A 21,570-nucleotide genomic window follows, 5' to 3' on the forward strand; every position below is an offset into this window, starting at 1 on the left:
CCCCAATCCCCTGTCATCGACTTCCCCCTGAAGTGAATGCTTGGGGAGTTGTCGTCCAAACCGGGGCGGAGGTGGAATTAAACCGAGTTAAATCCGACGCCCCGCCCCCCCGACGCCACGTCACGCGAAGTGCTCGCGGAAGGCGCGCGGGTTGGGCCCGTCACCGCTCCGCTCGTACACCGCGAACACCACGCGCCTGAAGGCGCCGGGCAGGGCCGCCAGGGCGAGCGAGAAGGCGTTGGCGACCTCCACCGGCTCGTTGCGGAAGACGCCGCAGCCCCATGCTCCCAGGACGAGGACCTCATGGCCCTGGTGCGCCGCCACCTGGAGCACCTTCAGCGCCCGCGCGCGCAGCACCTCGTGGATTTGAGGCCGCAGGCCCACGTCCACCCGAAGCGCCTCACCGGCATTGGGCGCGGGCGCGGTGAGCACGGAGAGGCAGAAGGGCCGCTCCAGCAGCTCCAGCGAGTCGCCCCGGAAGAACGGCACGTCCGGCGAGTAGATGAGGTGGTCGGTGTACAGCATCGAGCGCTCGGCGCGATTCGCGTCGTAGTAGCCCCGCTGCGCGAGCAGACACGGATAGAGCGCCGAGCAGCGCGCCAGGTCCTCCTCCTGCGCCTTCGCGCCGCCCAGGAAGCCGCCGCCCGGGTTCTTCGCGGAGGCGAAGTTGAGCGCGGCGACCCGCGTCTCTCCTTCCTCCTCCACCAACCGCCGAGCGGCCTGCCCCGTCTTCTCGCCCGTGACTTCGACATGAAGCTCCGGACGCGCAAGGCCCGGCTCGAAGGGAGGGAGTCGCCCGAAGTCGTCGGGCCGGTACAGCAACGTCCCGCTCACGGCACGCGCCACCAGGTTCCCCAGCGAGACGCTCCGCCCCGAGGGCGCCTCATACGTCCCCAGCTCCGCGATTCGCACCGTTTGCCGCGCCAGCTCCTTCAACGACATGACCCGCTCCTGACAGACCTCCGCCGCGAAAAGGCGGCGAGACTTCGTGTAGAATACACACGAACTCTATCAGCCCGTCCTGACAGGTGTCGCGCGACGGGGAGGAACGAGCCGCCGGCCCCGGGGCGAGACAGGGCCGGCGGTGAGGCGGGGTGCTACTCGCAGCCGACGCGCTGGGTGCGGCTGACCACCAGGTTGTCGACCCACGTCTCGGAGGCCGACGGCCCCTGGGGATGCACGAAGCCGTAGCCCACCCAGAAGTTGTTGAAGGGCCGCATGCCGATGTCGGTGAAATCGTGGGCCAGCGCGCCGTCCACGTAGACTCGCGCGTTGCCGTGGGTGCTCGACGCGGTGGGGCGGCGCACCTCCCACTCCAGGCAGACCCAGCGGCCGGTGGACATGCCCAGGTTGACGGGCGGGCCCTGACGATTCCAGCCCTGCCCCGTCCTCGCGGACCAGTCATCGAGCGCGAACCCCGTGTCTCGGATGACCTGCAGCTCGATGCCGCCGAAGTCCGAGTTCGTGTCGGAGAAGAGGACGAAGTAGGTGCCCATCTGCCCCTGGTCGCCAGGGAAGGCGTTCATGAACACGTGCGCGCGCACGAAGAGCTGCGTCTCGAACGGGGGGATGCTCTTCATCCAGCGGGCAATCGCCTCACCCTCGCCCTGCTTCTCGTCGATGCCGTCCTCCGTCACGATGTGCAGCGAGCGCGCGCCGGTGTGAGGCTTCGTGCCGTCCGCCTCGATGGTGGAGTGCTCGCGGCCGACATCCCAACCCGCGGAGCCGTTCTCGAACGTCTCGCAGAGGATGGCGCCGGTGGGGCAGGACGCGTTGCCCGTGCCGCCGTCGCCCGGGTGGCTACCGGCGTCGGTGCCCGAGTCGGTGGGATTGGAGCCACCATCATCGCCGGGCTTGTCATCGTCATCACCGGAGCACGCCGGCATCACGCCCCACGCCAGCAACGCGATGGGCAGCAACAGAGTGACTTTGAAACGCATAGGGTCCTTCCAGGTTCGGGCGCGAGGCCCGGTCATGTCTGACGGAGCGCCCCGCGGGGCCGGGGCTCGCTCTGGGGGTAAGGAGGCGTGGCGGGCTCCCCGGGCCGGCGCCAACCTCCGAGCGAAACAACTACCACTCCGAGCGCGCCCCCGGCAGCGGGGCCCGGCGGACCCAGGAGCGCGGCCCGCGCCACGTGCCGTCCACCCGCCCGCCTGCCCGGCACCACCCGGTGCCCCGCATCGAAACGGTGGCATCCCCTCCCGGGAAGGTGCAGAACTGCGCGCCTCGAACCCCCCACGTGAGGAATGCGCTCCCATGAAGCTCTACTACTCGTCCGGTGCCTGCTCCCTGTCCCCGCACATCGCCCTGCGTGAGGCGGGCCTGAAGTTCGACCTCGAGAAGGTCGACCTGCGCGGCAAGAAGACGGAGACCGGCGCGGACTACTTCGCCGTCAACACCAAGGGCTATGTCCCCGCGCTCCAGCTCGACAACGGCACGGTGCTGACGGAAGGGCCCGCCATCGTCCAGTACATCGCGGACCAGGCGCCCGAGGCGAAGCTGGCCCCCGCCAACGGCTCCATCGAGCGCTACAAGCTCCAGGAGCTGCTCAACTTCATCTCCACCGAGATTCACAAGGCCTTCAGCCCCCTCTTCAACCCGGCGTTTCCGGACGAGGGGAAGAAGATCTACAAGGACCGGCTCGCGGTGCGCTTCAAGACGCTGGACGAGGTCCTGTCGAAGAACACGTTCCTCATGGGTGAGCAGTTCACCGTCGCGGATGCGTACCTCTTCACCGTGCTGAACTGGGCGAAGCCCATGCAGGTGGACCTGGAGGCGTTCCCCGCGGTGAAGGCCTACCACGCGCGCGTCGCCGAGCGTCCCCACGTGCAGGCGGCGCTGGCCGCCGAAGGCCTCAAGAAGTGATTCCGGCCTTCGTCAAGCTGCTCGTCTCGGACCTGACGCGCTCCCTGGCGTTCTACGAGGCGCTCGGCTTCGAGCGCACCCAAGCAGAGCCGCCCTTCGTCCGCCTCCAATGGGCGGGCGCGGTGGACGTCTACCTCGTCGCGCCTCCGACGCAGTTGCAGTTGGAAGGCCGGCGGGGACTGGGCGTGCTCGTGGGCTTCCGCGTCGAGGGTCCCAGCGGCCTGGACGAGCTGCTCCTGCGGGCGCAGGCGCAGGGGGCCGTGGTGGAGGGCCCCGCCATCCAGCCGTGGCACACCCGGGAGGTCATCGTCACCGACCCGGACGGCTACCGGCTCAACTTCATCGAGCCCGCGTAGCGCCGCCTGACCTGGAGGGTTTGCAGAGGCCCTCCAGGAGCAGGTCCATCATCAGGGTCGCGGTGCGCATCAGTGGACGCATGTCGATCCACTTGTCCTCGGGTCCCATCACCAGGTGCAGCGCGACGAGGCCATGCAGGCCGCCCCAGAGCGCCTGGCTCACCAGCTCCACGTCCTGGTGCTCGGGCCTGAAGCAGTCCGCGTCCTTCGCCTCCTGCACGGACTGGCGCAGGAAGGCATAGGCATCTTGCTCGGGGTTGCCCTGCTCCGGGCCGTCCGGCCCCGTGGTCCCCACTTCGGCCGGGCGGCGCTCCATGAAGAGCAGGCGGTAGGTGGTGGGGTACTCCTGGGCGAAGTCGATGTACGCCCGCCCCATCTTCCGCAGGCGCTCCACCGGGTCCTTCACCTTGGCGACCTTGTTGAGCACCTCCGCGAAGCGCAGGAAGTCATGGGCGCACAGCTCCTGGATGAGCGCGGCCTTGTCCTTGAAGTGCACGTAGATGGCGGTGGCGCTGTACTCGATTTTCTCGGCGACGCGCCGCATCGTCATCGCCTCGTAGCCCTCCTGGACGTAGAGCTCGCGCGCCGCATCCAGGATGCGCTGCCGCGTCGCCTGCTTCTCCCGCTCTCGTCGCTCCTTGATGCCCATGGTGCCTCTCGAGTGCCGCTATGCCGCGCCACCGGCCGATGCGACGGAGCCGGGCAGCGGGGACGCTGGCCCCTCGCTGGCCGGTGCCTCGCCCTCCCGCTCCACCTCCGGGGCCAGCAACTTGTACACCACCGGCGTCACCACCCGGGTGAGGACGGTGGAGGAAATCAGCCCACCGATGATGACCCACGCCAGGGGTGAGTAGAGGCTGCTGTGCTCCAGCGCCAGGGGCAGCAGGCCCCCCAGGGCCGTCAGCGTGGTGAGCAGGATGGGCAGGAAGCGCGTCTCGCCCGCCTGCTCGATGGCCTCGTCCACGGACAGGCCCCGCGCGCGCAACTGGTTGGTGAAGTCCACCAGGAGGATGCTGTTCTTCACCTCGATGCCCACCAGGGCGATGAAGCCGATGGAGGCGGTGAACGACAGCGTGTTGCCGGTGAGGAACAGCGCGAGGATGCCTCCCACCAGTCCCAGCGGAATCACCGACGCGACGATGAGCGTGCTGCGGAACGTGCGGAACTCCAGCACCAGCACCGCCAGCACACCGAAGGCCGCGATGATGCCGGCCGCGGACACGCCGTCGAAGCTCTCCTGGCGGCTCTCCAGCTCTCCGGCCGCTTCCAGACGGTAGCCCGGCGGCGGCTTCACCTCCGCGTCCAGCCGGCGCAGCACGTCCTGGATGACGTTGTCGTTGATGTAGCCGGTGGCCACGCTGGCGGAGACGGTGACGGAGCGCTCGCCGTCGTGGTGGGTGACGCGGTTGGGGCTGGCCTCCAGGCGCACCTGGGACACCTGCATGAGCGGCACCTGCGCGCCAGTGACACTGGCCACATGCAGGCGCTCCAGCGCGCCCAATGCCGGCCAGGCGCCGGACTCCAGCGGCATCCGGACGAGGATGGGATGGTCCTCGCCCGCCTCGTCGCGGAAGGTGCCCGCCGGCAGACCCGCGAGCCCGAAGCGCACCGCGCGCGCCACCTCCGCCGCGGGCACGCCCAGTTGCCCCGCCTTCTCCCGGTCCACCTCCACCTGGAGGTCCGTGCGACGCGTCTGCACCGGGTTCTTCACGTAGAGGGTGCCCGGCGTCGTCTCCAGCACCTGCTGGGTCCGCGCGGCCAGCGTGCGCAGCGTCTCCAGCTCCGGCCCCACCAGTCGCACCGCCACGGGCGCTTCGATGGGAGGCCCCTGCTCGAACTCGCGCACCTCGATGCGCGCGCCGGGGTACGCGGACAGCTCCGCGCGCAGGCCGTCGAGCAGCGCGGGCGTCGTCTCCGAGTCGTAGTCCTGGAGCTGGACGAAGAGCTCGCCCACGTTGGGCCGCTCCGCGCTCGGCTGGACATTGTAGTAGACGGACGGATGGCCCCGCCCCGCGTTGGCGGAGACGGAGACGACCTCCGGCCGGCGGCGCAGGGCGTCCTCGACGAAGCGCACGGCCCGGTCCGTCTCCGGGAGGCTGGCGCCCTCGGGCGTCTCCACCTTCACGTAGAACATGGGCGTGCCGGCCTTCGGAAAGAGGCTGAAGCCCACCACCGGCACCAGCGCCAGGCTGCCCACGAAGAGCGCCGCGGCCACCACCACCGTCACCACCGGCCGCGCCAGCGCGCGGTGCAGCAGCGGGCGGTAGCTGCGCTCGATGAAGTGGTGGAAGAAGCGCAGCACGCGGTTGCCCTCCGGGTGCTCGCCCTCCGAGAGGAAGAGGCTGGCCAGGAGCGGAATCACCGTGAGCGACACCAGCAGCGAGGCGAGGATGGTGAACACCACCGCCATGGGCAGGCTGCGGATGAACTGACCGGACGTGCCGGGCAGGAACAGCAGCGGAACGAAGGACAACACCAGCGTGGCGGTGCAGCCCAGCACGGCGAGGCCAATCTGCGACGTGCCCTCGATGGCCGCCCGCACCCGGCTGCGCCCCATACGCAGGAAGCGGGCGATGTTCTCCACCACCACGATGCTGTCATCCACCAGGAGCCCCAGGGCGATGACGAAGCCGACGATGGAGAGCTGGTTGAGCGTGAAGCCCGCGTGGTGCAGCGCCGCGAGCCCCAGGGCCAGGGACAGGGGAATGGACACCATGACGATGAGGCTGGCCCGGAAGCCCAGGGGCAGAAGCGTCACCAGCACCAGGGCCAGCGCCAGCGCGAAGTCCATCGCGAAGCCGCCCAGCCGCCGCTCCACCTGGAGCGACTGGTCGAACCCCGTCTCCAGCCGGACACCCTTCGGCAGCTCCCGGGCCCATTCGCGGGCGACCGCCAGCGACGCATCCCTCACCGCGAAGACATTGCCACCTTCCTTCTGCGTGACGCCGACGAAGACAGCGCGCTCGCCGTTGAAGCGGCCCAGGTGCACCGCGTCCTGGTCCCGAAACGACACCTCCGCCACGTCCTGCAGGCGCACCACGCCCGCCTCGCCACCGGACACCACGGTGGCGCGCACCTGTTCGAGCGACGTGTACTCGCTGCTCGTCTTCACGTTGAAGCGCCGCGCGCCCAGGTCCACGCTGCCCGCGGGGACATTGAGGTTGGCGCCGCCGAGCGCTTGCAGCACCCGCTCCAGCGACACGCCCACGCGCGCCAGCCGCTCCGGGTCCACCGACACGCGCACCTCCTGCTTCGTCGCCGCGAAGACCTCCGCCTTCTTCACGCCGGACACATGCGTCAACCGGTCCGCCAGGGCGTCCGCGTGCCGCTCCAGCTCCCGCGCGGAGACATGAGGCCCCACCAGGGCGAACTGCACCACGCTCACGTTCGCCGCGCTGTGACGGAGGACCTCCAGGCGCACCAGTCCCGAGGGAAGCTGGGGCCGCGTGGCGGTGACCTGCCGCAGCACCTCCGCGTGTTTGTCATCCGGGTCCGTGGAGGACTCGAACTCGATTTCCAGCTGCGCCAGCCCGTCCTCCATCTGGCTGCGCACCTCCTTCACGTCATCGAGTTCCTCGAAGGCCTCCTCGAGCGGGTCCACCACGAGCTGCTCGAGGTCCGACGGGCTCGCACCGGGGTACACGGCGATGAGCGTGAAGCCCGGCATCGGGAAGACAGGGTCCTCCGCGCGGGGAATGGACAGCGCGCTGGAGACGCCCAGCGCGACCAGCATGGCGAACACCACCAGGGTGAGCTGCGGGTTCTTCACGGCCGCGGTGGAGAGCTTCATCGCGCCTCCACCACCGCCACCGCCTGGCCGTCGCGGAGGAAGGCCACGCCATCCGTGACGACGTGGGCGCCCACGTCGGGCCCCTCGGACAGGGCCGCGCGGCCGTCCTCGGAGGAGAGGAAGGCCACCCTCACGCGCTGGCGCCGCGCGCTCCGACCATCCGGGTTCACGATGAAGACGCTGGCCACGTCACCGTCCCCTTCCAGCAGTGCCTCCACGGGAATGAAGCGCACCGTCTGCCGCTCGGACGGAAGGACCCGCGCCTTCGCGGAGAGGCCTGACAACAGTCGCGGGGAGGGCTCCGCGCCACCTCGCTCGTCGGCGCCGGCCACACGTGCGGGAACCTCCTTGGGGAGTCGCAGCTCGAGCTCCACCTCCGCCGTGCCCAGGCCCGGCGTGGCGGCGCTGGCAATCTCGCTGACGCGCGCCTGGAACGTCCGGCCGGGGTAGGCGTCGAGCGATACTTCCGCCGCGTCCCCTTCCCGCACGCGCACGACGTCGCGGTCCGTCAGGCCCACGCGGACGACCCAGCCGCCATCCGCGCTCGCGAACTGGAAGAGGGCCTGGCCGGGGGACACCACCTCACCGGGCTCCACCAGCCTCCGGAGGATGCGCCCGTTCGAGGGCGCCACGAGGGTGGCCTGTCGCTGGTTGAAGGCCGCGGCGCTCCAGGCGGCGTCGGCGACCTCGAAGGCCGTGGTGGCGTCTTGCAGCTGCGCGCGCGTGGCCACCTGGGCCTCGTGAAGTTGCTTCGCGCGCTCCAAGTCTCGGGCCGCCTTGTCCCTCGCCTCGCGAGCCTGGGCCACCTGGGGGCCAATCTCCGACGGGTCCAACGCGGCCAACACCTGCCCTCGCGTCACCGACCGACCCTCGTCCACGGCGACCTGCCTGACGATGCCACCCAGCTTGAAGGACAACCGCAGCTCCTGCTTCGCGGCGAGCACCCCGCTGGCGCGCACCGGACGGGTGACCTCCTCCGCCACGACGGGCACGGAGCGCACCTGGACGGGCGCTTCACCGGAGGAAGCAGGCCCCGGAGCGGCGGTGGCCGGGCGCGAGCACCCCACCAGGGACAACAGCCCCACGACGAGGATGGCGAAGCCGCTCATCCACGCGGCGGACAGGGTCAACGACGGGGCACGCACCATGACGGCGACTCCCTCCCGCCTTCATCGAGGCAGGCAGACACCCCTCCTCATCGCGAGGCCGGGTTTACACAGGACCATCACTTAACGCTGTTAACTAAACGAGACAAGGTGGTTCACATAACTTCATAAACCTCCATCGAAGTCTGGACGTGGACGGGTGCCCTCATGGCGAGCGGCGGCCTCGCGTGTGGCGCGTCGCGGGCGCGACCAACCCCCTCCTCACCTGCTCGCCTTCGCATGCGACCAGGCCGTCCGCCCCACGGACAAGCACGCTGGAAGGAAGAGGCGAGGGCCGCGCGAGGCCCGCACCGAGGTGTACGGTGACATGTCGTCCGGCACGCACAGGGCCGGGCCTTCGCCGCACATGTCTTCCCGCGTCGCCTCACTCCTCGAACACGTCCGCGCGAACGCGGAGAACCGGCCCGGCATCTACCGGATGTTGGGGCCCTCGGGCGAAGTGCTCTACGTCGGCAAGTCCGTGCGGGTGCGCTCGCGGCTGCTCTCCTACTTTCGCGCGGAGCCCGGCGACAAGGCGGCGGACATCATCGCCCACGCGCATCAGGTGGAGTGGGAGCACACGCCCAGCGAGTTCGCCGCGCTGCTGCGCGAGCTGCGCCTCATCAAGTTCCACCGCCCCCTCTACAACGTGGAGCACAAGCGAGACCGGGGACACTGTTTCCTCCACCTCACCAAGGAGGCCGTGCCCCGCCTGCACGTCGTGGGGCGCGTCACCGGCGCGAGCGGCGACTACTACGGCCCCTTCCAGGGCCAGGGCGCGGTCTCCGACGTGGTGCGCGCGGTGAATGACCTGCTCGAGCTGAGAGACTGCGCGGCGGACACACCGATGCGACTGGCCAACCAGGGCCAGCTCTTCCCGCTGAAGCAGGAGCCCCTGTGCATGCGCGGCCAGCTCTCCCGCTGCCTCGCGCCCTGTGCCGGCGGCTGCACCCATGCCGAGTACGACGCCCGCATCGCCCAGGCCCGGGCCTTCCTGGAAGGCACCTCCGACGTCCCGCTCACCCTGCTGCACGAGCGCATGGCCCTGGCCGCCCGGCGCCTGCAATTCGAATACGCCGCGGAGCTGAGAGACCGCGCGGAGCGCCTGAAGAACCTCCGCGAGTGGATGGTCTCCCTGGGCCGGACGATGAAGCGGCTGTCCTTCGTGTACACGGTGCCGGGCCACGCCGGAGACGACCGCGTCTATGTCCTGCGCCGGGGCAGCGTGCGCGACGAGCGGCCCGCGCCGCGAACCCCCGAGGAGCGCGAAGCCCTGGAGGCCCGCGTCCGGGAAATCTTCGAGCGCCCCGAGCCCGAGACGCTCGGCCTGCGCGCCCACGAAGCCCAGGAGGTGATGCTCATCGCCCGCTGGTTCCACCTCCATCCCGACGAGTTCGACCAGGCCACCGAGGCGCCACCGACGCACACGTGAGCCAGGCGCGCACGCCCGGTTCGTATGTCTGCGTAGGACTCCACGCGGGGACGAGGCCAGCCGCCTCGGCGGGTATGTCTCACCTCGAGTGACGAGCGCGCGTCAGGGCCAACGGGTATGACTGCGCCACTTCCTTCAAAGGGGGAGACAATGAAAGCCAGGCTCTCGATAGCCACCCTCGTGGCCGGCCTGCTGGCGTCGTCGGCCGCATGGGCCGCCGTCACCGTGCGCTATTACAACCGCGACTCGCGCGACTACACCTGGACGGCGGTGTGCAGCGGCGTGAAGACCTCCGTCTCGTTCGGCAAGAGCCAGACGGCCTCCGTCACCATCCAGGGCTCGAGGCCCTGCACCATCCAGACAGACGGGGGCAACGTCGTCCTCAAGGGCGGCGAGGACCTGGACATCAAGGGTGGCCGCATCATCGTGAAGTAGATGACCCTACGCCCAACCCAGATTCATGAATTTTAAGCCCAATTCTATCGATTTTTAGCTGTATCCGACGGGATTTAAGACTCCAGGCCGTTGAATCTGGCCCACGCCGGCTCCATACTGCATTGCGTCAGTCTTCCTTGGGGTGACGCGATGAAGAAGTGGTTGGCACTGGCCCTGCTGGTGGGAGTGGGCGTGGCGGGCATGTTGGTGACGCCGGCGGCGCAGGTGAAGCAAGGAGGGCCCATCAACCCAGCGGACACGGCGTGGATTCTCACCGCGACGGCGCTGGTGCTGTTGATGACGCCGGGCCTGTCCTTCTTCTACGGCGGCATGGTGCGGCTGAAGAACGTCGTGTCCACGCTGCTGCAGAGCTACATCGCCATGGCGGTCATCAGCCTGCTCTGGGTGGTGGTGGGCTTCAGCCTCTGCTTCGGCGACAGCATCCACGGCATCATCGGCGACCCGCGCACCTTCTTCATGTTCAGCGGCGTCGGTGGAGAGACGCACCCGGACCTGGCGCCCACGATTCCCCTGATGCTGTTCGCGCTGTTCCAGCTTAAGTTCGCCATCATCACCCCGGCGCTCATCACCGGCGCCTTCGCGGAGCGGGTGCGCTTCAAGGCGTACGTGCTCTTCATGGTGCTCTTCACGCTGGTCATCTACGCGCCGCTGGCGCACTGGACGTGGCACCCGAAGGGCTTCCTGCGCGAGTGGGGAGTGCTGGACTTCGCGGGCGGCACGGTGGTGCACATGTCCGCGGGCTTCGCGGCGCTGGCGGGCGCGCTGGTGCTGGGCCGCCGGCAGGTCCATCTGGAGAACGCGTCGCACACGCCAGCCAACCTGCCCTTCGTGATGTTGGGCACGGGCATGTTGTGGTTCGGCTGGTTCGGCTTCAACGCGGGCTCGGCGCTGTCGGCCTCGTCGCTGGCGACGCTGGCCTTCGCCACCACGAACACGGCGTCCGCGGCGGCGATGCTGGGCTGGATTGCCTTTGACTGGCTGCGCGGCCGCAAGCCGAGCGCCATGGGCGCGTGCGTGGGCGCGGTGGTGGGCCTGGTCGCGGTGACGCCTGCCGCGGGCTTCATCACCGTGGGGCAGAGCATCATGGTGGGCCTGGTCGCAAGCTTCGTGAGCAACGCGGCGGTGCACCTCAAGAGCCGCACGTCCATCGACGACACGCTGGACGTCTTCCCCTGCCACGGCCTGGGCGGCGTGGTGGGCATGGTGCTCACCGGCGTGCTGGCCAAGGACGTGGGGCTGCTCTACGGCGAGACGAAGACGTTCTTCATGCACATGCTGGCGCTCGCGCTGGTGTCCGCCTTCTCCTTCATCGGCTCCTATCTGCTCTACAAGCTGGTGGACCGCATCGTGCCCCTGCGCGTCACCCGCGAGGCGGAGGAGCAGGGCCTGGATTTGAGCCAGCACGGCGAGACGATGGGCGAGTCGACCATCGCCCCCGCACCGCGCGCCGCCACCAGCGAAGCGCCGTCCGCACCTCCGGCGACCGCGACGACGCAGGGCTCCACGGAGCCGCTGCCCGCTTGAGCGGAGCAAGCGCGAGAGCCCACGCGCCGCGACTGTTGACCACCGGGTGCGTGGGGGTGAGTGCCTCCCCTTCGCACCCGGGTATCCGTACGGTGTCCGACGCTCCCGGCACATCCCCGGGGATTGCGCGCGGGCGCGCCTCCTAGGCTCCCCTCATCGCGAGCGCCCACGTGAGGCACTGCGCCGCGAGTCCCGGGGGGACACCATGCGCCACGGTATCGCGGTCCATGCCGCACAGGCCCTGCTGCTCGTGGGCCTGCTGACGCACCCGAGCGACGCGCGGGCCTCCGAGCCGCCGACGCGCGAGGAGTACTTCCGCTACGTGCCCCTGGCCTACCCGCGCATCGTCCGGCAGACGACGGCCAGCGAGGCGCTCTCGCTCTACGGCGACACGGCGGACCCGTCCTACCGCGACGAGACGCCGCGCGACGGCATGGACGACAACCGGTTCCGGGTGCTGCAGGCGCTGGCGGTGCGCTTCGCGCCCATCCTGGTGAAGAACACGTACACCTTCCCCATGGACCACAAGGCCTTCCGAGATTTGCCCGGCGGCCTGTTGTTGAACCTGGATACGTGGGATTTGGCGAAGCCGGGCTCGGTGTTGATGCGCAGCGACTCCATCAACTTCTCCTCACTCGGCCATCCCTGTCCCGAGGACGGCGCGCCCGAAGTCGCGCTCCAAACGGAGCAGTCCGGACGGGATGCGCGCGACGACTGCCGCCTCATCGCGCTGCTGCGGGAGTTCCACCCGGACCACCCCACCATTCCCCGCCTGCGACAGGACGCGGTGGCCGCCGAGCAGGCGCCCTTCACCGTGATGTACTTCGACTTCCCGGGCTTCGACCCCTCGACGTGGCATGAGGCATACGCGAGCCCCACGCCGGATGAGATTGCGCGCCGCTACCAGGGCACGGAGAAGGTCTACGCGCATCCGTTCCTCTCGGAGGTGCGCGACGCGAAGCACGGCCTGCGCGGCTACGAGCTGCTCATCCAGTACTGGTTCTTCTATCCCTTCAACGCCGGGGGCAACAATCACGAGGGCGACTGGGAGCACGTGAGCGCCGTCATCTCGCCGCTGTCCGCCGTGGAGCGCCCGCTCACCGAGGACGAGATGCGGCGCATCCTCGCGGGCGGCTGGGCCGCCGACGGCCCGGACCCCCTGGTCCTCAAGCGCACCGAGTACTTCTTCCACCGCAACTCCATGGTCTTCGACTTCGCGAGCCCCAACGCGTACCTGCCGCGCAAGCAATGGGAGGAGCTGGTGGACCTGCGGGGCGAGGACCGACCCGGCGAGAAGAAGCTGCTGGCGCGGGTGCGCAGCTACGTCTGGGCGGACGAGAAGGAGACCCGCATCAACACGCACCCCATCGGGTACATCGGCGCGGACTCGAAGGGCCTGGAGCAGCTGCTCGCCTCCCCCGGCCCGCACGCTCGCGAGTCACACGCCACGTATCCGCTGCCCGGCGTCTTCAAGGACGTAGGCCCCGCGGGTTCCACGGAAGCGGTGCCCAAGCACTTCGACCACCAGGAGTACCTGTCGGACCCGAAGCGGCCGCTGCCCGAGGACGTGGTGCGCTACGACATGGCGGAGCGCATCGACCTGGTGCCGGACTGGGAGCGCGTCTACGACCTGGCCATCGACGACCCGTCGGTGCGCCGCGAGTGGTCCTGGCTCATCCTGCCGCTGCGCTGGGGCTACCCCTCCGCCGCCTCGCCACTGGCGGGCATCGTCGCGCACTCGGACATGGGCAACCTGTCCATCACCGGCCCCGCCTTCAGCGAGGGTTGGAACCGGCCCGCGCCCAACGCGGGCTTCATCCGCTACGCGCCCGGAGAGCTGCCCTGGTTCTTCCCCCTGGACGTGCAGGACAACTTCTCCAACAACCTGGGCTTCCTCAACGGCCCGGTGGCCATCCTCATCAGCCTGCCGCCGTTCGACTTCCTCTACCGGGTGGTGGGCCTGCCCATCCGCGCGCTGGTGGAGAAACACGAGCCCGTCTACACGCCACAGAAACAACTGCCCCGGCGACGCGCGAGCGTGGAGGCGGGCATCAGCATCGGGCTGCTCGACGAGGACTTCGCCGCGCTGCTGCTCAATGACCGGCAGCTCGCCGAGTGGGGGCCGCAGTTGCTCGCGCTGGACCCGACCATCGGTGAGCAGTCGTCCCGGTTCATCCAGCCGGTGGTGGACACGGCCATCTCCCCCACACTGAAGGTGAGCTTCTATCTGGGGGACCGCTTCACGTCGGAGAACACGCTGCTGCATTCGCGCAGCGACGTGGGCATCGACGTGCCGCTCGCGGGCGAGGAGACCCTCTTCCGACTCCGCGCGAAACTGAACCTGTGGGAGTACGCGGGCAGCATCCGCTACAACATCCTGCCCGGCGGCTTCCAGCCGTACGTCAAGGTCGGCTACGGACTGACGTGGTATCGGCTGGAGGAAGGCAACATCAACGGCGTGGGGATGGCCAATCCCAACTCGTACTGGATTCGCCTGCCCGGCTTCTTCCGCAACCTGTGGCCCAACACGCTGCACCTGGGCGCGGGTCTGGACGTCATCCTCGTGAGGGGCTTCTTCCCCGGGCTGCGCGGCCTCGATGGCGGCCTGCGCGCTGGCTACGTGTTGTCCCGTCACGAGCTGGGCATCCGGGACCTCACCACGCCAGGCTCACTGGAGGGCGCGGTCAGCGAGCCCGTGCACGTCTACCGCAACACCTTCGAGCTGCTCGGCACGCTGAGCTTCTGACGGCGCTACCGGGCCCCGCCCTCGTCCACCATGGGCACCTCCAGGTCCGACCTGGGTCGCGCCTCGTCCTCTTCCCGCTCACCACCGCCGAGGCCCAGGGTGAGGCCGACGACGAGCGTGGCGTGGAAGACGTGAATCGCCTGCGACTCGCTCGGAGGCGGCAGGCCCGTCAGCGCGAGCAGGTCGGAGAAGCGCCGCGTCGTCTGACGGCCCCACGCCAGGTCCGTGCCCACGGTGACGCGCGAGTGCCGCACGGGGAAGTAGACGCCTGTGGCCACGTGGTACAGGTCGCTCGTCCCCAGCAGCGTGCTGGTGTTGGGCAGGTCGATGGCGGCGCTGAAGTCCGTGTGGACGCTCAGGTAGACGCGCAGCTTGTCGCCCACGCGGTGCTCCGCGCCCAGCGCCGCGTTGACCACCGGCTCCAGGCCGTAGAAGACGTCGCTGCTCAGCACGCGCTCGGGGCCCTCCACGGGGATGGGGTCGCTGTCGAGGATGCGGAACACCGGCACGCGCGCGAAGACCTCCACCGCCGCATGCAACGTGGTGCCACCGAGCACCCGACTGCCGCCGAGCCCCACGGACAGCGGACTGCGAAAGCGCGCGGGCGTGCCTGGTTGGAAGTTGGAGACCCGCGCGGGCCCCTCCAGGGGCAGGCCCTGCTGACTCAGCGCGCGCTCGAGCCCGACCTCACCCGTGCCGTAGATGCCGAGGCTGGGCGTCGTCACCGTCAGGCCCATCGCCCATCGCTCCTCCTGGTAGCTCACGCCGATTTTCGCCAGCAGGCGCAGGTGCTGGAGTCGATAGGTGCGGCTCACCGTCGCGAGCAGCTCGCGCCCGTCAGCGCCCGACCCCTGGGAGATGGCCAGGAAGTCCGCGTGCTGCTGCAGGCCCGCGAGGAACGGGGTGATGCCCACGCCCAGGGACTTGCTCAGCGGATACGCCCAGCTCACGCCGGCCCACAGCTCCTTCACGCCGTGCTCCAGCCGCACGTCGGAGGACAACTGCGAGAGGCCTTGAACTCCGACGAGGTCGGTGCCGGTGAAGTCCTCCCGCCGCGTCAGCAGCGTCTCGAAGCCCTGCCGGGTGAGGAGCGCATAACCCATGCGCGCGCGGCCCAGCCCGTGGAAGCGCAGCGGACCCGCGATGAAGGCGGGCAGCGCGTCGAAGCGCGAAGTCGTCAGGTCCTTGCCCGGCCCCAGGCCATTGACGAGCGACAGGCGTGAGAACTCGAAGACGCTGCCCGTCAGCTCCAGCTCCAGCGTGCCCACCAGCACGAGGGCGCCGGGGTTGTAATAGACGGCGCTGATGTCCGCGGGGTCTCCGAGCAGCGCGCCGCCAAGCAGCCACGCCCGGTTGCCGAACTGACGCGTCCAGTAGTGCGCATCCTGGGCCCACGCGCTCCCCGCGACGAGCCAGGCCACGAGCAGCAGCCATCCGCGCCACGGCGTCCTCATCAGCCCTTGTCCCGGTCCACCCCCGAAGGGGGGCAAGGGGCGCGAGCATGAGGTCCACACCCCGTCCGTCCCATGCGACTCCAGTCGCAACCCCGTGTCGTCCAGCCCCCTTCGCCCTGGGGCCGTGCAATCGAATGCCGGCTCGGACGAAAAGAGGGCCATGAAGACTTCTGGACGACCTGGCACCGCGCTTCCCAGGGCCTTCGCGCTCGCCACCCTGCTCGTGGCGGCCTCCGCCTCCGCGTCCATCATCCGAGGCGTGGGCTACCGCGAGCTCGCCATGAAGGACCCGGTGAACGGCGGGCCCCTGCGGGGCGTGGTGCTCTATCCCTCCACGAAAGCCTCCAAGCCCTTCCCGGTGGACCTGCTCCAGCTCGACGCGGGCAAGGACCTGCCGCCCATCCCCGGACGTCATCCGCTGGTGCTCATCTCGCACGGCCACATGGGCACGCGCTGGGGACACAGCGACCTGGCCTCGGCGCTCGCGCGCAAGGGCTTCGTCGTCGCGTCACTGGACCACGCGGGCAACACGCACAACGACGGCGCCCGCTCGGGCACGGACGAGGTGTTCCTGGGACGCGCGTTGCAGGTGCGCACGCTCCTGGACTCGGTGCTCACGGACGCGGTGATGGGCCCGCTCGTGGACCCATCACGCGTGGGCGCCATGGGCTTCTCGCTGGGCGGCTACACCGTGCTCCTGCTCGGGGGCGCGTCACCGGACTTCGGCAAGCTTGGGCCCTATTGCGAAGACGCCGCGCACGCCAGGAGTGTCCTGTGCACCGAGATGAAGGCGGTGCGCGCGGTCCGCCCCGAGCTGCGCGGCGGCACGCGGGAGCCTCGCATCCGCTCCCTCTTCGTCATGGCGCCCGTGGGCGTCTTCTTCGACGAGGCCGGACTCAAGGACGTGAAGGTGCCCGTCCGGTTGTACGCGGCGGAGCAGGACGAGGTGCTCGACGGGGTCGCCCAGGCCCTCCGCGTTCGCGACGCGCTGCCCCAGCAGCCCGAGTACACACAGGTGCCCAAGGCCGGGCACTTCGTGTTCCTCGCGCCGTGCCGGGCGGAGATGGCGAAGCACACCCCGGAGATTTGCGTGGACCCTCCGGGGGTGGACCGCGTGAAGCTGCACCGCGAACTCAGCCAGGACGCCGTGCGCTTCTTCAGTCGCACGCTGACGCCCCCCGCGAAGTCGCCGTGACTCAGCTTCCCTTCTTCGCCGCGGGAGCGCGGCCCTTGCGCGCGCCACCTCGCGCCGCGGGGGTCTCCGGCATGGGGCCGGTGTTCGGAGAGGTGGCCTCGCCCTCGGTCGCCTTCGTCCGGCGCTTGATGCGACGCGGCGGCAGCAGCTCCGGCTCTCCCGGCACCTTCTGCGCGAGGAAGATGGCGGCGTCGAGCTTGTAGAACGTCCTCGCCCGGTACCACGCCAGCGCGGCCTCGTTGTTCTCCGCCACCTCCAGCACCAGGTGGGTACAGCCGCGCGTGCGGGCCAGATGCTGGAGCTGATCCAACATGAAGCTGCCCACTCCGCGCCCCTGGTATTCCGGGTGCACCGCGAGTTCCTCCACGAAGAGGGGCCGCATGCCGCGCTTCTCGAACCAGCGGGGGTTCACCCAGTTGTCGTCGCCCGTGGCCTCGAAGGCGCACTCGGAATAGCCGACGATTTCGCCGTCGACCTCATAGAGCAGCTGCTCTATCCACTCGGAGGTGTAGACCTCCATGAAGCGGCGCTTGGAGCGGGGGCGCTGGTATTCCACCGTCTCGCGGTTGACGTCGCGGAAGACGAGCTTGAGGAACTCCCAGGTCCGGTTGAGGTCCCGGCGATGGATGCGGCGGACGCGGACCTCGAGCAAGTCCTTGGGGGGCGCGACTTTCGTCATACAGGCTGCTTCCTTAGCAGGCTGGCGGAAAGCCACCAGGGGTTCTCACCGCTCAAGACAGCCTCCGTCCGGAATCCCGCCTCGGAAAGGTTGCCTCATGGTGGGGTGGGAGGATGGAATGGGGTGGAACACCCCTGAGAATCCCGTGCGAGCCACAGCCCCATGAATCGACCGTCCGACGGTGACCTTTCCATCGATACGGTCCTGCGCAACACCTACAAGGTCCTGTCCATCCTGGGGCGCGGAGGAATGGGCTCGGTGTACCTGGCCCAGCACCTGCGCCTTCCGGGCAAACAGGTCGCGGTGAAGGTGCTGCGCGGTGGAGACCACCTCACCGCCGAAATCTTCGCGCGCTTCCGTCGCGAGGCGGAGATCGCCTCCCGGCTGGGCCACCCCAACATCGTCGAGGTGCTCGACTACGACACGCTGGAGGACGGCACGCCGTTCCTGGTGCTGGAGTTCCTGCGCGGAGAGAGCCTCCAGTCGCGGCTTGAGCGCGGACGGCTGCCGCTGCACGACGTCTACTCCTTCACGCGGCAGATGGGCTCCGCGCTCCAGGCCGCGCACGGGGCGGGCATCGTCCACCGTGACTTGAAGCCCGCCAACGTCTTCCTCGTACCCACCGACTCCGGGGGCGTGGTGGGCGAGCGGCTCAAGCTGCTCGACTTCGGCATCTCCAAGGTCCTCGACTCCGGCACGGTGCAGACGCAGGAGGCGATGCTCATCGGCACGCCGCAGTACATGTCGCCCGAGCAGGCCCAGGGGAGGAACCGCGAGATTGACGCCCGCACGGACATCTTCGCGATGGGCTGCATCGTCTACGAGATGATGACGGGCACGCCCGCCTTCGGCGCGGGGGGCATCGCGCAGATGATCTTCCGCGTCGTCTACGAGCCGGCGGCCCCGCTCGCCCCGCTGTGTCCGGAGGCCCCCGCCCACGCCATCGCCGCGGTGGACAAGGCCCTGTCCAAGCGCATCGAGGACCGCTACCCGGACATCGCCTCGTTCGTGGAGGACCTCACCGGCAGCCCCCTGCACACGCTCAGCCCGGCCGCGGGCTCCCACGCCTCGCAGCCCCGTCCCACCGGCTCACCGTCCGGCATCGCCCTGCCCTCCGAGGGCCCGCCCTCGCTGTCCAACACGCTGGCGCCCGGCAGCGTCCGCAAGGGCCCCGACACGGGCCGCATGGGCTTCGAGGACACGATGGCGCCGGGCAGCTCCGGGAGCAGGGGCGTCGTCCAGCCCGCCGCGCCCGCGGGAGCCTTCGCCTCGGGAGGCACCGGGCAGATGGGCATCGTCCATGCCTCGGCGCCGGCGGGGGCCTTCGCCTCGGGAGGCACCGGGCAGATGGGCATCGTCCATGCCTCGGCGCCTCAGGCCTCGCCCTTGATGGACCCTCCGGGGTTGGACCCCACGCTCATCTCCCAGCAGGCGCCGTCCGTGCCGCCGCCCGTCGCGCCCCAGAGCTACATCACCCCGTCCCCCACCGTGCAGCCCGGCGCCGTGCAGCCCGCGAGCGCCGCCGTGGTCCACTCCGTGGCCGCGCAGCCCTCGCCGGCGCCGAAGAGCCGTGCGCCGGTGGCCGCGCTCATCGTCGCCGCGCTCGTCGCCGTGGCCGGAGGCGGCTGGTGGGTGACCCGGCCCCAGGTGCCCACGCAGACCGGAGGCACCACGCCTCCGCCAGTGCAGCCCGTCGCCACGGGCACCCAGGCAGCCACGGGGACCCAGGCAGCCACCCCGCCTGTCGTCGCCACGGGCACCCAGGGCACCACGGGCACCCCGGTGGCCCCTCCGCCCAACGGGACGCAGACGGGCACGCCGACGCCGCAAAACCCTCCTCCGGACGACCCGGCCGGTGTGGCGACGAAGAATCCGCCCCCCTCCACGCGTCCTTCCACCCGACCCGAGCCTTCCGAAAAGCTGTCTGACGAGCTGCGGCAGCTTTTGGCGGATGGGGAGCGTGCTTTAAACGGGGGAGACACCGCGGAGGCCATTCGTCTGGCACGAAGCAGCCAGCGGCGGGAACCCAAGGTCATCCCACTGGCGTCCTACTCGCTGCTCACCCGGGCCTTCTGCCGTCAGGGAGATTTGAGCAACGCCAAGGCCCAGTGGCCCAAGGTCTCCCGGCCGGAGCAGCCCCGGGTCCGGAAGTTTTGCAAGCAGCACGACATCGAGTTCTGACACATGGCGCCGTCCGGATGGGACGGGCCCCTGCCTCATGAGGTGAATCGCTTGAGAAACCTGGTCGCGGTATTCGTCACCACGCTGTTGCTGGGGGCTACCTCCAGCCTCGCGGCGGCCCCCGTCGAGGCCGGCAAGGTCTATTCCGGCGCCGAGGGAGAGGAAGTGGCCGTCGTCCCCCTCACCCCGCGCTCGTCCAAGAAGTTCATCCTGCGCGTGCAGGGCACGGGCTCCGATATCGACGGCAAGGTGCTGCCGTTCGAGCTCAAGGACTGGAGCACCAACAGCAGCGAGCAGCACAACTACACCACCCAGTGGCGCGGCCGGGGCTACACCGTGCTGTACATGCGCAACTCGAACTACGAGCTGTACGTGCCGGGGCGCGGCAAGGAGATTCGCGTCTCCTTCGACGAGAAGCGCACCAAGGCCCTCAAGTCCGAGGAGGTCTACAAGCAGCACCAGAAGCAGCAGGAGGACGGCACGCTGGAGAAGCTGATGGCGTTCGACCGCAAGGGCGAGATGGCGCGCCACGACAAGGACTACGGCGCCGTGCTCCAGGACATGAACAAGTCCTGTGGCACCTCCGTGGCGGCGAACATCGACTGGAGCACCATCACCGACGACCAGCTCAAGGAGCTGAGCATCAGCGGCTACTGCGAGCCCTCGCTCAGCGTCCTGAAGGAGCTGTGTGACGTCTCCAACGTCGCGAAGCAGACCGTGAAGGAGAAGGTGAAGCAGGTGAGCTGCCGCCTGGGGGCGAGCCTGGAGCCGAAGTTCGACGCCCAGCGCCTCATCTGGACCACCTCGAAGGACGCCTCCAATCAGGAGACGTTCGCCAAGAAGTTCTACAAGACGAACCTTTAGTCCAAGAGACCCTGCGATGAACTTCCAGCGTATCGCCGCCGTGGCGGTGTCCTTCGCCTGTAGCGCGTCCCTGGCATCCGAGACCCTCCAGCCCCCCTGGGGCAAGGAGGAGAACCTGGGCCAGAAGATGATCATGGAGTCCACTTCCATCTGCACCGATGGCAAGGGGCACTACGTCGTCGTGGCTCCCGAGGAGGAGCGCGGCGGAGACCAGCTCTACTACGGTGACGGGAAGACCTTCTTCCTGGTGCCGTCCCTGCCGTTCACCTCCGGGACGAGCTTCCTGGAGCCCCGCTTCTTCAACAAGTCGGCCAACCCCAGCTTCCGTGGCCAGGACTGGCGCGTGGTCTCCGAGGTGGAGCTGGACCGCAAGGCGAAGACGTGCGCCGTGCGGTGCGGCGAGAAGAACATTCCCCTCAACCTCATGGAGGCGGTCCCGGGCGCGGAAATCCTGCGCAAGGCCGCCTACGCCCCCAACCCGCAGCAGTTCGCGCCGTACGCGCTCCTGCGCGACACGAAGGGCAACTACTACTTCGTGGACAAGGGCGCGCGCACCACGGACCAGAAGAACTACCGCGTCTTCATCGGCCCGCGTGGCGCGCTCAAGCCGCAGAAGATGACCAACGTCATCTCCGACTCGGAAGGCGAAATCTTCTCCACCAAGAAGGGCGACCTCCGGCTGGTGCTGGACAAGGCGAAGACGTCCGTCTGGATTGAGAACACGAAGAAGTCGCTCGAGCTGCGCCAGGTGCCCGTCGAGGAGAACCTGCCGCTCATCTACAACGACCTGGGTGTGTACGAGGGCATTCGCCTGGGCACCCCCTGCGACGACCAGTAACCGCTGAACGTGCCCCGGGGGCTGGATTCGCTCCCAGCTTCCCGG

Annotated in this window: 17 protein-coding genes; 10 read left to right on the plus strand and 7 right to left on the minus strand. The window is 69.3% G+C overall.

The genetic code is table 11. The annotated features are described in order from the left end of the window. Positions 1 to 120: 120 nt before the first annotated feature. Positions 121 to 942 carry a TIGR02452 family protein gene (locus HR086_RS17990; protein ID WP_174466226.1) on the minus strand — a complete coding sequence of 274 codons (822 nt, stop codon included), beginning with the start codon at positions 940 to 942 and terminating at the stop codon, positions 121 to 123. A 155-nt stretch (positions 943 to 1,097) separates the two neighbouring features. After that, a complete protein-coding gene (locus HR086_RS17995) occupies positions 1,098 to 1,940 on the minus strand; it encodes a hypothetical protein (protein ID WP_174466227.1) in 843 nt (280 codons plus the stop codon). A gap of 316 nt (positions 1,941 to 2,256) precedes the next feature. Here HR086_RS17995 and gstA point away from each other — a divergent pair, with 316 nt between their 5' ends. Together gstA and HR086_RS18005 are read left to right on the plus strand one after the other, a co-directional pair. Then, positions 2,257 to 2,865 (plus strand): glutathione transferase GstA, encoded by a 609-nt coding sequence (gene gstA / locus HR086_RS18000; RefSeq protein ID WP_174457655.1) that lies wholly within the window; start codon positions 2,257 to 2,259, stop codon positions 2,863 to 2,865. Further along, complete coding sequence (locus tag HR086_RS18005) at positions 2,862 to 3,221, plus strand: VOC family protein (protein ID WP_174466228.1); 360 nt, start codon at positions 2,862 to 2,864, stop codon at positions 3,219 to 3,221. The genes gstA and HR086_RS18005 overlap by 4 nt, the downstream gene beginning before the upstream one ends. Here HR086_RS18005 and HR086_RS18010 read toward each other — a convergent pair. From HR086_RS18010 to HR086_RS18020, 3 genes are read right to left on the minus strand one after another with little or no spacing between them, the layout of a single operon-like run. Continuing rightward, on the minus strand, positions 3,205 to 3,870 hold the full coding sequence (locus HR086_RS18010; protein WP_141646748.1) for a TetR/AcrR family transcriptional regulator: 666 nt from the start codon (positions 3,868 to 3,870) through the stop codon (positions 3,205 to 3,207). The two genes, HR086_RS18005 and HR086_RS18010, sit on opposite strands and share 17 nt — an antisense overlap. Positions 3,871 to 3,888: 18 nt before the next feature. Continuing rightward, positions 3,889 to 7,011 carry an efflux RND transporter permease subunit gene (locus HR086_RS18015; RefSeq protein ID WP_174466229.1) on the minus strand — a complete coding sequence of 1,041 codons (3,123 nt, stop codon included), beginning with the start codon at positions 7,009 to 7,011 and terminating at the stop codon, positions 3,889 to 3,891. Next, positions 7,008 to 8,159, minus strand: coding sequence for an efflux RND transporter periplasmic adaptor subunit (locus tag HR086_RS18020; RefSeq protein ID WP_174457659.1), 1,152 nt, complete (start codon positions 8,157 to 8,159; stop codon positions 7,008 to 7,010). The genes HR086_RS18015 and HR086_RS18020 overlap by 4 nt, the downstream gene beginning before the upstream one ends. Before the next feature lie 364 nt (positions 8,160 to 8,523). Here HR086_RS18020 and HR086_RS18025 point away from each other — a divergent pair, with 364 nt between their 5' ends. The 4 genes from HR086_RS18025 (at position 8,524) to HR086_RS18040 (ending at position 14,314) form a co-directional block, all read left to right on the plus strand. Next, a complete protein-coding gene (locus HR086_RS18025; protein ID WP_174466230.1) occupies positions 8,524 to 9,588 on the plus strand; it encodes a UvrB/UvrC motif-containing protein in 1,065 nt (354 codons plus the stop codon). Positions 9,589 to 9,738: 150 nt separating this feature from the next. Continuing rightward, entirely contained in the window at positions 9,739 to 10,023 is a 285-nt protein-coding gene (locus tag HR086_RS18030) for a hypothetical protein (RefSeq protein ID WP_174457661.1), read from the plus strand. A gap of 150 nt (positions 10,024 to 10,173) precedes the next feature. Beyond that, positions 10,174 to 11,568 (plus strand): ammonium transporter, encoded by a 1,395-nt coding sequence (locus HR086_RS18035; RefSeq protein ID WP_174466231.1) that lies wholly within the window; start codon positions 10,174 to 10,176, stop codon positions 11,566 to 11,568. Positions 11,569 to 11,773: 205 nt separating this feature from the next. Continuing rightward, positions 11,774 to 14,314, plus strand: a complete 2,541-nt coding sequence (locus HR086_RS18040) for a hypothetical protein (RefSeq protein ID WP_174466232.1) — start codon at positions 11,774 to 11,776, stop codon at positions 14,312 to 14,314. Positions 14,315 to 14,319: 5 nt separating this feature from the next. Here the strand turns inward: HR086_RS18040 and HR086_RS18045 are convergent, their stop codons facing one another. After that, a complete protein-coding gene (locus HR086_RS18045; RefSeq protein ID WP_174466233.1) occupies positions 14,320 to 15,768 on the minus strand; it encodes a hypothetical protein in 1,449 nt (482 codons plus the stop codon). Positions 15,769 to 15,928: 160 nt separating this feature from the next. On the opposite strand from HR086_RS18045, the gene HR086_RS18050 reads away from it, so the two are divergent. Further along, the gene (locus HR086_RS18050; RefSeq protein ID WP_174466234.1) at positions 15,929 to 16,963 is read left to right on the plus strand and encodes a hypothetical protein; all 1,035 of its coding nucleotides are present in this window, start codon (positions 15,929 to 15,931) and stop codon (positions 16,961 to 16,963) included. 1 nt (position 16,964) lies between these two features. On the opposite strand, the gene HR086_RS18055 is transcribed toward HR086_RS18050, so the two are convergent. Further along, complete coding sequence (locus HR086_RS18055; protein WP_174463144.1) at positions 16,965 to 17,642, minus strand: GNAT family N-acetyltransferase; 678 nt, start codon at positions 17,640 to 17,642, stop codon at positions 16,965 to 16,967. A 162-nt stretch (positions 17,643 to 17,804) separates the two neighbouring features. Here HR086_RS18055 and HR086_RS18060 point away from each other — a divergent pair, with 162 nt between their 5' ends. Genes HR086_RS18060 through HR086_RS18070 form a run of 3 tightly spaced genes read left to right on the plus strand, consistent with a single transcriptional unit; the run spans position 17,805 to position 21,525 of the window. Then, complete coding sequence (locus HR086_RS18060) at positions 17,805 to 19,823, plus strand: serine/threonine-protein kinase (protein WP_174466235.1); 2,019 nt, start codon at positions 17,805 to 17,807, stop codon at positions 19,821 to 19,823. 42 nt (positions 19,824 to 19,865) lie between these two features. Then, positions 19,866 to 20,687, plus strand: coding sequence for a hypothetical protein (locus tag HR086_RS18065; protein ID WP_371817339.1), 822 nt, complete (start codon positions 19,866 to 19,868; stop codon positions 20,685 to 20,687). Between the two features lie 16 nt (positions 20,688 to 20,703). After that, positions 20,704 to 21,525, plus strand: coding sequence for a hypothetical protein (locus tag HR086_RS18070; RefSeq protein WP_174457668.1), 822 nt, complete (start codon positions 20,704 to 20,706; stop codon positions 21,523 to 21,525). The last annotated feature ends 45 nt before the right edge of the window (positions 21,526 to 21,570 follow it).

The sequence above is a fragment of the Myxococcus sp. CA039A genome (assembly GCF_013336645.1).
In the GTDB taxonomy this organism is placed as follows: domain Bacteria; phylum Myxococcota; class Myxococcia; order Myxococcales; family Myxococcaceae; genus Myxococcus; species Myxococcus llanfairpwllgwyngyllgogerychwyrndrobwllllantysiliogogogochensis.